The organism is Pseudomonas sp. BAV 4579, from assembly GCF_009765395.1.
In the GTDB taxonomy this organism is placed as follows: domain Bacteria; phylum Pseudomonadota; class Gammaproteobacteria; order Pseudomonadales; family Pseudomonadaceae; genus Chryseomonas; species Chryseomonas aestiva.
In genome coordinates this window covers 1-11041 of the sequence record NZ_WHOV01000145.1, presented here as the reverse complement: position 1 = coordinate 11041, position 11041 = coordinate 1, and the positions used below count along the sequence as shown (strand labels likewise).

Here is an 11041-nt window from a genome sequence, read left to right as displayed (position 1 = left end):
CGTGCGCCGTCGAAGAAGCCGCTGGCCAGCAGATTGCTCTGGAAGTCGGCGATCAGCTCGGAATCGTAGGGGGTGCCCTGGGCGAAAGGCACCATGCGCTGGAGCAGATCGGGATCGAAGGGCGCATCCCCCTCGAAGGACACCTTGCCGAGGACAAAGCGTGGCCCGCTGGCGAACACCAGGGCGATGTCGGCAAAGCCGGTGGCGGGATCGATACGCAGCTGGTGCTGGGTGAAGGTGCCACGAAAGAAGCCATACCGCTGCGCCTGATTCTGGATCAGGCTCTTGGCGTCTTCGTAGAGGCCCTGATTCAGCGGCTGGCCCGCCTTGAGCCCGGCTGGAACCGGCTGGCGAAAGGCGCGCAATTCGCGCGCCGGGCCTTCGATGCGGATATCGACATTGCGCAGCCTGACCGGCTCGCCCGGCCGTACCTCGACCACCAGCCGTGGGGTCTCCCCCGGCTCGACCCGGGTCTCGATCTGCGCGTGGTAGTAGCCGAGTGCCTGGGCGGCCTGTTCGGCCTGCCGCTCCGTCGCCGGACGCAGGCGCTGCAGCCCGGCGACATCCCGTCCCTCGACCGAGCCGATATAGGCCTGGATGTTGTCTCGCAAGGCGTTATTGGCGGGTTGGACGCGAACGCTGACTTCGGCGGGTGCCGCCCAGGCCACGCCGTGCAGACAACAAATTCCAATCAGGGCGCGGCGTAGAGCGTTCGGCTTATTCATACAGGGATGCTAACGGGCGTTGCGCTGTGAGACAAACGGGAGTGGCCAGGGTTCGTCAGGTGGCGGTTTCGCCAAGAGGCTTTCTGCTAGGCTAGGGCCATCCACGTTTCGGGAGGGTGTCATGAAGGTAGTCTGCTTCAATATCAATGGCTTGCGCGCAAGACCTCATCAACTTTCTGCCATCATCGAACGCTATGATCCGGATGTGATCGGCCTCCAGGAAACCAAGGTCGCGGATGACCAGTTTCCCCTGGCAGAGGTCGAGGCCCTGGGCTATCACGTGCACTACCACGGCCAGAAGGGTCACTACGGGGTGGCCCTGCTGTCACGCCTGGCGCCGCTGGAGTTGCACAAGGGCTTTCCGGGCGATGGTGAAGAATCCCAGAAGAGATTCATCTATGGCGTCTTCGCGGATCGCCAGGGTCAGCCGCTGGTGGTCATGAACGGCTATTTCCCTCAAGGCGAGAACATTGCCCATCCGACGAAATTCCCTGGCAAGAGAAAGTTCTACGCGGATCTTCAGAATCTACTTGAAGAGCGTTTCTCGCCGGACACACCCTTGCTGCTCATGGGCGACTTCAACATCTCCGCCCAGGATCACGACATCGGCATCGGCGCCGCCAACGCCAAGCGCTGGCTGCGTACCGGCGCCTGCAGCTTCCAGCCGGAAGAACGCGAATGGATGCAGCGGTTGCTCGGCTGGGGCCTGATCGACAGCTACCGCCAGCTGCACCCTGAGGTCGACGACCGCTTCAGCTGGTTCCCCTATCGCAGTCGCGGCTTCGAAGACGAACCCAAGCGCGGCCTGCGCATCGACACCATCCTGGCCTCGCGGATCCTGCGGGAGCGTATCATCTCCGCCGGCGTGGACTACGACATCCGCGGCATGGAGAAACCCTCCGACCACGCGCCGATCTGGCTGGAATTGACGTGAGGTCCTGTCACATCGACGTCATGCGACATCCCTAAGGTGTCGGCCTCGCCTTAGGCTCGAGGCCGCCCCATGAACTGTTCTGCTCCGGTATTCCGTCGCGCCTTGCGGCGAGCGGCGCTCGCGACCTTGCTTCCACTGCTGTCTTCCCCCCTGCTGGCGAGCGATAGCCCGACCACCCTCCTGCGTCTGCAGGGCTCCAATACCATCAACGCCCGCCTGGGCCCGCGCCTGGTCGCGGCCCTGCTCGCCGAGCGCGGCTACCGCGATCCCCAGGTGGTACCCACCGCGGTGATGGATGAATGGCAGCTGGTGGCGCGCGCCTCGAACGGCGCTAGCGTGGCCGTGCAGATCGCGGCCCATGGCTCCAGTACCGGCTTTACCGCCCTGACGGCGGGCACAACCGATCTCGCTGCCGCCTCGCGCCCGGTCACCGATGCCGAGGTGAACACCCTGGCCGGTCTGGGTGACCTGCGCAGCAAGGAGGCGGAGTACGTCATCGGCCTGGACGGCCTGGCGATCATCGTGCATCCCGGCAATCCGCTGCGAGCACTCGATCTGCAGCAGCTGGCGCAGATCTTCTCCGGCGACATCGGCGACTGGCAGCAACTGGGCGGCAAGCCCGGCCCGATCCGCCTCTATGCGCGGGATGATCGCTCGGGCACCTACGACACCTTTCGCGAGCTGGTGTTGACGCCGGCCGGCAAACGCCTGAGCGCCGCCGCCAGGCGCTTCGAATCCAACGAAGAATTGGCGCAGCGGGTAGCCGAGGATCCCGCCGGCATAGGCTTCACCAGCCTGGCGGCGGCTGCCGGATCGCCAAAGCTCGCCCTGCGCGACGGTGAAGGCCGCGCCATAGCGCCGAGCGAAGCCAGCATCGCCACCGAAGACTATCCGCTCGCCCGCCGGCTCTTCCTCTATGCGCCGCCGGCCCAGCGTTCGGACTGGGCGCAGAGTCTGCTGGAATTCAGCCAGACCCCGACGGGTCAGGCAGTGGTGCAAAAAAGCGGCTTCGTCGCCCAGCGCATCGAGCCTCTGACCATAGACGACACCGGCGGCATGCCCCCGGCCTACGGCGAACTGGCGCGCCGAGCGCAGCGCCTCACCGTCAACTTCCGTTTCACCGCCGGCAGCGCGCGCCTGGACAACAAGGCACTGCGTGATGTCGAGCGGCTGGCCGCCTTCATGCGCCAGCCGGAAAATGTAGGTCGCCAGCTGATTCTGGTGGGCTTCAACGATGCCACTGAAGATCCGGCACGCGCCGCCCTGCTGGCGCGCCTGCGAGCCACCGCGGTCGCCACGGCGTTACGTCACCAGCAGGCCTTCGCCAGCGAGGTGCTTTCCCTCGGCGACCAGCTGCCTGTTGCAGGACTGTCGTCTAACGGTCGGGTAAAGAACCGGCGTGTCGAGGCCTGGATTCAATAGTAATCAAGGTGTTATGCCAAGAACGTGAAGAGGTATGGCACGCCCATATAGCGCCAGTCGGCAGTGCAGGCACAGTGGTCGCCAGGCAACTCAGGCGCATAGAAAGCTTAAAGTAACGTCTTAAAAGTGGATTCTACTCAAGATTAGAAAATAATCATATCTGACTGATTTATAACAAAATATAGAATTATCTTGATCCTAAATCGCAGGACTAGTGGGAGGCAGGCGCGACCGTCTCTAGCCCCAGTACAGCGTCGCCCGGCTTGATCCCACGCCCGGAAAACCAGCCGGCCTGGGTTTCCAGCGCGTAGCGCGCCTGAGCCTCTGAGCAATGATGAGTATCGGTCAGTGGCTGCATCTCGACGGTATTGAGGATCCTGCCACCCTTGTCGATGAAGGCGGCGGCCAAGGCGCTAGGGGTATCGCGCATCCACAGGCAGCGTTCGTCATCCCCGGCAAACACGAACAGCATCCCTTCGCGGGCGCCCAGTGGCGGTCGCCCCATGAGTCCCTGAGCCCGCTGCGCAGGTGTCGTCACCACCTCGACGGCCAGGCGCTGCCCACCGATCCGCAATTCGATCCGCTCCGCTGCCCAGCTGGGCATGGCGACCAACAGCAGGAAACCGACCCAAGCAGGACCTGGCGCTCGATTCGCTTCCCCGTGCGCATGGACAAAAAATGTCATCGCATGTGACCTTTACCGGACGAAAGCAATCTATCCCACATTGTCAGACAACCTCTCGAGTCCGATGTCGACCGCCAGCCTACCGCCCGCACCCTCACCCGCTCTGGCCACCCGCATTACCCTGGGCACGGTGCTCTTCACCTTTATCGCCTACCTTACCATCGGCATCCCCCTGGCCGTGCTGCCGGGCTACGTGCATGACCAGTTGGGCTTCAACTCCATCATCGCCGGCCTGGTGATCAGCAGTCAGTACCTGGCGACCCTATTCTCGCGCTCCCATGCCGGACGCATCATCGATACCGTGGGCGCCAAGCAGTCGGTGCTCTACGGCATGCTCGGCTGCGGCCTCAGTGGCGTGCTGATGCTGGCCTCGGTGCTTCTGCAAGCCTGGCCCTGGGTCAGCCTCTCCGCCCTGCTGCTCGGTCGACTGGTGCTGGGCTGCGCCGAAAGCCTGTCAGGCACCGGTGCCATCTCCTGGGCGATCGGCCGGGTCGGCCCGGCCAACACCGCCAAGGTGATTTCCTGGAACGGCGTCGCCAGCTACGGCGCCCTGGCCATAGGCGCGCCGCTGGGCGTGGTGCTGGTGGATACCCTGGGGCTGTGGATCATGGGCGTCAGCATCATCGGGCTGGCCGCCGTGGGCTATCGCATCGCCAAACCCCGTCCGCCCATCGTCCCGGTACGCGGCGAACGCCTGCCCTTCACCACCGTGCTGGGTCGGGTCCTGCCCTTCGGCCTCGGCCTGGCCCTGGGCGGCATCGGCTTCGGTACCCTGGCGACCTTCATCACCCTCTATTACGCCAGCCAGGGCTGGAGCGGCGCGGCCCTGTGCCTGACCGTATTCGGCTCCTTCTTCATCGGTGTCCGCCTGGTCTGCGCCAACGCCATCAACCGCCACGGCGGCTTTCGTGTCGCCATCGTCAGCCTGGCGGTGGAAGCCGTGGGTCTGGCTATCCTGTGGCTGGCTCCCAGCGTGACCACCGCCCTGGTGGGTGCCGCCCTCACCGGGATCGGCTTCTCGCTGGTATTCCCGGCGCTCGCCGTGGAAGCGGTGCAGCGGGTCCCTTCCTCCAACCGGGGCGCCGCCCTGGCCGGCTATTCGGTATTCATCGACCTTTCGCTGGCAGTCACCGGCCCCCTGATCGGCGCCGTGGCCACCCACTTCGGCTATGCCGCCAGCTTTCTCTGCGCCGCTCTGGCCGCGCTCGCCGGCCTCGCCCTCAGCATTCGCCTCCTCTGCCGTTTCGACGAGTCCTCTCGAGAACAGCCATGACCACGACCGCCCCTGCCGATACTTCGCTCGCCGTCACGCTGCGCATCGTTTCGATCGTCGTCTTCAGCTTCCTGCTATTCCTGGCGATCGGCCTGCCGCTGGCGATCCTGCCGGGCTACGTGCACGACGATCTGGGCTACGGCTCGGTGATCGCGGGGCTGGCGATCAGCATCCAGTACCTCGCCACCCTGTTCACCCGTCCCCTGGCCGGCAAGCTGGCCGACAGCATCGGCGCCAAGCGCGGCGTGATCTACGGCCTGTTCGGCTGCGTCGCCTGCGGCGTGCTGACCCTACTGGCCACGTCACTGCAGAGCCTGCCCGGCCTCAGCCTGGGCCTGCTGATCGTCGGCCGGATCATCCTCGGCATGGCCCAGGCCCTGATCGGCACCGGTTGCCTGAGCTGGGGCATGGGCAGCGTAGGCATGCAGCACGTGAGCAAGGTGATCTCCTGGAATGGCATCGCCGCCTACGGCGCCCTCGCAATCGGCGCGCCGCTAGGTGTGGCCATGGTCGCCGGCCTGGGCCTGTGGAGCCTGGGCCTGGCGATAGCCCTGCTGGGTGCCCTAGGCCTGGCCCTGGCCTGGAACAAGGAACCGGCGCCGGTGATTCCCGGTGAGCGACTGCCCTTTCACAAGGTGTTCTGGCGCATCAGCCCCTTCGGTCTCTGCCTGCTGCTGAGCTCGGTCGGTTTCGGCGCCATCGCCACCTTCGTCACGCTCTACTATGCGAGCAACGGCTGGCCCAACGCCGCCTTCTGCCTCACTGCCTTCGGCGCAGCCTTCATATGTGCGCGGTTGCTGTTCGCCGGCACCATCAACAAACTGGGTGGCTTTCGGGTCGCCCTGGCCTGTTTCACCGTCGAGACCCTGGGTCTGCTGCTGCTCTGGCTGGCAGTCACCCCCCAGATGGCGCTGATCGGCGCGGCCATGGCCGGCTTCGGGCTGTCGCTGGTCTATCCCGCCCTGGGGGTAGAGGCCATCGTCAAGGTACCGCCCACCAATCGCAGCGCTGCACTGGGCGCCTACTCGCTGTGCCTGGACCTGGCGCTGGGTATCACCGGGCCGCTGGCGGGCGCCATCGCCAATGGCTTCGGTTTCAGCGCCATCTTCCTGTTCGCCGGCCTCATGGCCCTGGCCGGCCTGGGCCTTAGCGCCCTGCTCTACCGCCGTGCATTGCGAGAGCGACCGGACCTGCCGCCTGCCTGACCGGCTGACAGCGCCAGCGTCAGGCACCTGCGAATCACTTAGCGGATGTCGCCTGCCGGCTCCCTGCAACCCCTACAGCGGACCGGGATCCGGAATCGGTGCTGGCGGCTTGGCGGGTTCGGTCAGGTTCTCGACCACCTCGTCGGGGATCTCGGTATCGATCTCCTCGTCAGCCATGTCGGAATCGTTCAGCGGTGCCTGATCGCCACCCAGCCAGAGGGCCAGCGGCGAGTTGGTGTCGGGCGCGGGAGAAAGAGAAAGAGAAAGGATCATGCCGTGGCTCCTGTGCCGGTCGGTCTCAGACGTTAGTAGGTCGGCGGCGCCAGATGTTTCATCCAGGCGCTTACCACACGTCGCCCCGCCGGCAAGCGGCGTTCGTCCCTTGCCAGAGCCTTCGCGCGAATCAGCTGCCTGGATGTGAAGGCCGATTCCGGGAAAGATGCATACTTATCCGGGCCATCGGCCAGCAACCCGGTCTGCGGCTGACTAGACTCCAGGGACTTTCCCACCCTGGACTGCCTGCCTATGGATACGCCGACCCGCTCTGCCAGCACCGCGAATCTGCTCGCCGTGGTGGCAGAAGACGAATTGCTGCTCCAGGCCCTGGTCCGCGAGGTCCTCCGGCAGGAGGGCTTCCATGTGGAGACCTTTGGCACCGCCGATGCCGCCCTGCAGTTTCTCGACCTGCATTGGCAGCAGGTCAATGTGGTGGTCTCCAACGTGCGGATGCCGGGCGTGATCGATGGCGTCCAACTGGCCAGGATCGTCAGCGAGCGCTGGCCCGGGGTGCCCTTCGTGCTGATGTCCGGCTACGCCGGCCAGCGCACTGACATTCCGTCCGGGATACCCTTCCTGCACAAGCCCTGGACGCTGGATCAACTGACCGAAGCGGTCTGGAACGTGGTGCCACGCCCTGGCTCTCCCGGCCCGGCCGCCCACTAGTCCGGCGACACCCGCCCGCCATCTGCCCCGTACAAACGACCTCGCAGCTATGACACAATAGGCGGCATGCCGGGCCCCGCCCGTCTTTACCGCAGCCCAGCCAGGCCGCCGCGCACCGTCGCTGCCCATCGACCCTGCCCGCTGGACCTCTGCCCATCCGATCGAAATGCTCTGTCCTGGCCGCCTGCCGGCCCGGACAGCGGCCGAACTCCGGTCCGCAACCCCTTACAGGTAACCTCCTTGATCTCCACCGCTAACATCACCATGCAGTTTGGCGCCAAGCCGCTGTTCGAGAACGTGTCCGTCAAATTCGGCAACGGCCATCGCTATGGCCTGATCGGCGCCAACGGCTGCGGCAAGTCCACCTTCATGAAGATTCTCGGGGGCGATCTCGAGCCCACCGGCGGGCAGGTGATGCTCGAACCCAACGTGCGCCTGGGCAAGCTGCGCCAGGACCAGTTCGCCTATGAAGACTGCACGGTCATCGATACCGTCATCATGGGCCACGCCGAGCTGGCCAAGGTCAAGGCCGAGCGCGACCGTATCTACTCCCTGCCGGAAATGAGCGAAGACGACGGCATGGCCGTGGCAGAGCTTGAGGTGCAGTTCGCCGAATACGACGGCTACACCGCCGAAGCGCGAGCGGGCGAGCTGCTGCTCGGCCTGGGCATCCCCCAGGACCAGCACTTCGGCCCCATGAGCGCCGTCGCCCCTGGCTGGAAGCTGCGCGTGCTGCTGGCTCAGGCACTGTTTTCCGATCCGGAACTGCTGCTGCTCGACGAACCGACCAACCACCTGGACATCAACACCATCCGCTGGCTGGAAGGCATCCTGGTCGCGCGCAACAGCGCCATGATCATCATTTCCCACGATCGTCACTTCCTGAACAGTGTCTGCACCCACATGGCCGACCTGGATTACGGCGAACTGCGCCTGTTCCCGGGCAACTACGACGAGTACATGACCGCCGCCACCCAGGCGCGCGAGCGCCTGCTGTCGGACAATGCCAAGAAGAAGGCCCAGATCGCCGAGCTGCAGCAATTCGTCAGCCGCTTTTCGGCCAACGCCTCCAAGGCCAAGCAGGCCACCAGCCGGGCGCGCCAGATCGACAAGATCCAGCTGGACGAGGTCAAGCCGTCCAGCCGCGTCAGCCCCTTCATCCGCTTCGAGCAGAACAAGAAGCTGCACCGCCAGGCGGTGACCCTGGAAAACGTCACCCAGGGCTTCGACGGCACCCCGCTGTTCAAGCGCCTGGGTCTGCAGATCGAAGCCGGCGAGCGGGTCGCCATCATCGGTCCCAACGGCATTGGCAAGACCACCCTGCTGCGCACCCTGGTGGGCGAGATGCCCCCCCAGAGCGGTGAAGTGAAGTGGACCGACAGCGCCGACGTGGGCTACTTCGCCCAGGACCATGCCGAGGACTTCGCCGACGATGCCACCCTGTTCGAGTGGATGGGCCAATGGACGCAGGGCGGCGAGCAGATGGTACGCGGTACCCTGGGTCGCATGCTGTTCTCCAGCGACGACATCCAGAAGTCGATCAAGGTCATCTCCGGCGGTGAACAGGGGCGCATGCTGTTCGGCAAGCTGATCCTGAAGAAGCCCAACGTGCTGGTGATGGACGAGCCCACCAACCACCTGGACATGGAATCCATCGAGGCGCTGAACCTGGCGCTGGAAAACTATCCGGGCACCCTGATCTTCGTCAGCCACGACCGCGAATTCGTCTCGTCCCTGGCGACCCGCATCCTCGACATGAGCGAGACCGGCGTGGTCGATTTCAGTGGCAGCTACGACGACTACCTGCGCAGTCAGGGCATCAACGGCTGACCCCAGGGTTCGTGTAGTGGGTCGCGCCACCCACTACACGAACAAAATAGAGGGTGCCCTAAGCAGTTACCCTAGGTATCATTTCGCACCGAAACGGGTACTCGACCAGGATCGCCGCGATCATCACCTATCGTTTGCGCCGGGAGACCAGGGGTCTCCTGCCACGTCTCGTAACACGTAGCGCCCCCTTCCGGCACGCTCGACGGGTTCCCTGTCGCATCCTGATCGCCCCACCTGGCACCGGCCTCCGCCGGACCGCCAGGACGCTTGGCCCCCACTCAATAAATCAGAACATTGCCGGACGGCCGCTGTCGCAACTGACTGCCATGCCCTACCGGTTGCCCACCCCTGCCTGTCCGTTCGCGGCCAGCTCGGGGTCGCCCAATTCGAGGTCGGGCTCCGACGCCCGCTCTCCCTCAGGTGTAAAGCGAGACACTGTCTCAGGAGTACGATGAATGCACAGTGGTAACGAAGAGTCGGATTTCGTTTTCGTCGGCGCGGGAATCATGAGCGCGACCCTGGCGGTCATGCTCAAGGAGCTGGAGCCAACGAGTACCGTCGAGGTACTCGAACTGCTGGACGTAGGCGCGGCGGAGAGTTCCAACCCCTGGAACAACGCCGGAACCGGCCATGCGGCCCTCTGCGAGTTGAACTACACGCCCGAAAAGGCGGACGGCAGCATCGACGTCACCAAGGCCCTCGGCATCAACGGCATGTTCGAGGCCTCCAGGCAATTCTGGTCCTACCTGGTCGAGGAAGGCCACTTCGGTTCGCCGCGCGCCTTCATCAGCCCGGTGCCGCACATGTCCTTCGTGCATGGCGCCAAGGACATCGCCTTCCTGCGCAAGCGCTATGAAGCCCTCAAGGACCACGCCTGCTTCGACGGCATGGAGTATTCCGAGGATCACGCCAAGCTGCGCGAGTGGATGCCGCTGGTGATGGAAGGCCGGCCGGCCACCGAAGCCGTGGCGGCGACCCATGTGGCCGGGGGGACCGATGTCAACTTCGGCGCCCTGACCATGAGCCTGCTGGGTCACCTGCAGACCCGCCCCGGCACCCAGGTCCGTTACAACCAGAAGGTGGTGGACCTGACCCGCGAGGCCGACCAGCGCTGGCGCCTGACCATCGAGGACAGTCGTTCGGGTGCCACCCGGACGCTGATCGCCAAGTTCGTCTTTCTCGGCGCCGGTGGCGCGGCCCTGCCGCTGCTGCAGAAGTCGGGCATCCCCGAAGGCGCCGGCTATGGCGGTTTCCCAGTGAGCGGCCAGTGGCTGCGTTGCGACGATCCGCACATCGTCGAGCGCCACCAGGCCAAGGTCTACGGCCTGGCCGGGGTCAATTCGCCGCCGATGTCGGTCCCGCACCTGGACACCCGGGTGGTGGATGGCAAGAAGTCGCTGCTGTTCGGACCCTTCGCCGGATTCACCACCAAGTTCCTCAAGCGCGGTTCCTTCCTCGACCTGCCCAAGTCGATCAAGTCGGGCAACATCGGCCCCATGCTCGCCGTGGCGCGGGACAACATGCCGCTGACCCGCTACCTGGTCGGCCAGGTGCTGCAGTCCTTCGACCAGCGCGTCGAGGAATTGCGCGCCTTCTACCCCGCCGTGCGCAAGCAGGACTGGCGCCTGGAAGTGGCCGGCCAGCGGGTGCAGATCATCAAGAAGGATCCGCAGAAAGGCGGTGTCCTGCAGTTCGGTACCGAGATCGTCGCCTCCGGCGACGGCACCATCGCCGCCCTGCTGGGCGCCTCCCCGGGCGCTTCCACCTCGGTGTCCATCATGCTGACCCTGGTCGAGCGCTGCTTCCCCAGCCGTTATCAGAGCGCAGAGTGGCAGGCCAAGCTGCGCACCATGTTCCCGGCCTTCGGCCACAAGCTGGCGGAAGAACCGGAGCTGCTGCGAGAAGTGCGCGAGCGCACCACCCGCGTGCTGCAACTCGACCAGCCGGCGTGATGCCGCAGACGCCGGACCGGTCATCCGGTCCGGCGTCTTCTTACCTGCAGATCCGCGCCGAAACTCCCCACCC

The 11041-nt window shown here is 65.1% G+C and carries 10 protein-coding genes; 7 read left to right on the top strand and 3 right to left on the bottom strand.

What is annotated here, in order from left to right:
• Positions 1-725 (bottom strand): autotransporter assembly complex family protein (locus GSQ95_RS22610; protein ID WP_306167722.1); only part of this gene is annotated, 725 nt, incomplete at its 3' end.
• 121 nt (positions 726-846) lie between these two features.
• On the opposite strand from GSQ95_RS22610, the gene xthA reads away from it, so the two are divergent.
• Positions 847-1659 (top strand): exodeoxyribonuclease III, encoded by an 813-nt coding sequence (gene xthA / locus GSQ95_RS22605; protein WP_158895033.1) that lies wholly within the window; start codon positions 847-849, stop codon positions 1657-1659.
• Positions 1660-1728: 69 nt separating this feature from the next.
• Positions 1729-3081 carry a substrate-binding domain-containing protein gene (locus tag GSQ95_RS22600; RefSeq protein ID WP_158895031.1) on the top strand — a complete coding sequence of 451 codons (1353 nt, stop codon included), beginning with the start codon at positions 1729-1731 and terminating at the stop codon, positions 3079-3081.
• Positions 3082-3292: 211 nt separating this feature from the next.
• Here the strand turns inward: GSQ95_RS22600 and GSQ95_RS22595 are convergent, their stop codons facing one another.
• The gene (locus tag GSQ95_RS22595; protein ID WP_256664691.1) at positions 3293-3685 is read right to left on the bottom strand and encodes a DUF192 domain-containing protein; all 393 of its coding nucleotides are present in this window, start codon (positions 3683-3685) and stop codon (positions 3293-3295) included.
• 145 nt (positions 3686-3830) lie between these two features.
• Here GSQ95_RS22595 and GSQ95_RS22590 point away from each other — a divergent pair, with 145 nt between their 5' ends.
• Both GSQ95_RS22590 and GSQ95_RS22585 read left to right on the top strand, forming a co-directional pair.
• Positions 3831-5039, top strand: a complete 1209-nt coding sequence (locus GSQ95_RS22590) for an MFS transporter (protein WP_158896071.1) — start codon at positions 3831-3833, stop codon at positions 5037-5039.
• Entirely contained in the window at positions 5036-6244 is a 1209-nt protein-coding gene (locus tag GSQ95_RS22585) for an MFS transporter (RefSeq protein ID WP_158896073.1), read from the top strand. The genes GSQ95_RS22590 and GSQ95_RS22585 overlap by 4 nt, the downstream gene beginning before the upstream one ends.
• 72 nt (positions 6245-6316) lie before the next feature.
• Here GSQ95_RS22585 and GSQ95_RS22580 read toward each other — a convergent pair whose 3' ends face one another.
• Positions 6317-6517, bottom strand: a complete 201-nt coding sequence (locus tag GSQ95_RS22580) for a hypothetical protein (RefSeq protein ID WP_158896075.1) — start codon at positions 6515-6517, stop codon at positions 6317-6319.
• Between the two features lie 252 nt (positions 6518-6769).
• On the opposite strand from GSQ95_RS22580, the gene GSQ95_RS22575 reads away from it, so the two are divergent.
• The 3 genes from GSQ95_RS22575 (at position 6770) to mqo (ending at position 10968) form a co-directional block, all read left to right on the top strand.
• Positions 6770-7186 carry a response regulator gene (locus GSQ95_RS22575; RefSeq protein ID WP_158896078.1) on the top strand — a complete coding sequence of 139 codons (417 nt, stop codon included), beginning with the start codon at positions 6770-6772 and terminating at the stop codon, positions 7184-7186.
• A 240-nt stretch (positions 7187-7426) separates the two neighbouring features.
• Positions 7427-9016, top strand: coding sequence for an ABC-F family ATPase (locus tag GSQ95_RS22570; protein WP_158896080.1), 1590 nt, complete (start codon positions 7427-7429; stop codon positions 9014-9016).
• A gap of 455 nt (positions 9017-9471) precedes the next feature.
• On the top strand, positions 9472-10968 hold the full coding sequence (mqo, locus tag GSQ95_RS22565) for a malate dehydrogenase (quinone) (RefSeq protein ID WP_158897128.1): 1497 nt from the start codon (positions 9472-9474) through the stop codon (positions 10966-10968).
• Positions 10969-11041: the final 73 nt, after the last annotated feature.

Excerpts from the sequence above, each read along its gene's own strand:
- GSQ95_RS22575 (WP_158896078.1), top strand. The coding sequence starts at position 6,770 with ATGGATACGCCGACCCGCTCTGCCAGCACCGCGAATCTGCTCGCCGTG.
- GSQ95_RS22595 (WP_256664691.1), bottom strand. The coding sequence starts at position 3,685 with ATGCCCAGCTGGGCAGCGGAGCGGATCGAATTGCGGATCGGTGGGCAG.
- GSQ95_RS22590 (WP_158896071.1), top strand. The coding sequence starts at position 3,831 with ATGTCGACCGCCAGCCTACCGCCCGCACCCTCACCCGCTCTGGCCACC.
- mqo (WP_158897128.1), top strand. The coding sequence starts at position 9,472 with ATGCACAGTGGTAACGAAGAGTCGGATTTCGTTTTCGTCGGCGCGGGA.
- xthA (WP_158895033.1), top strand. The coding sequence starts at position 847 with ATGAAGGTAGTCTGCTTCAATATCAATGGCTTGCGCGCAAGACCTCAT.
- GSQ95_RS22580 (WP_158896075.1), bottom strand. The coding sequence starts at position 6,517 with ATGATCCTTTCTCTTTCTCTTTCTCCCGCGCCCGACACCAACTCGCCG.
- GSQ95_RS22600 (WP_158895031.1), top strand. The coding sequence starts at position 1,729 with ATGAACTGTTCTGCTCCGGTATTCCGTCGCGCCTTGCGGCGAGCGGCG.
- GSQ95_RS22585 (WP_158896073.1), top strand. The coding sequence starts at position 5,036 with ATGACCACGACCGCCCCTGCCGATACTTCGCTCGCCGTCACGCTGCGC.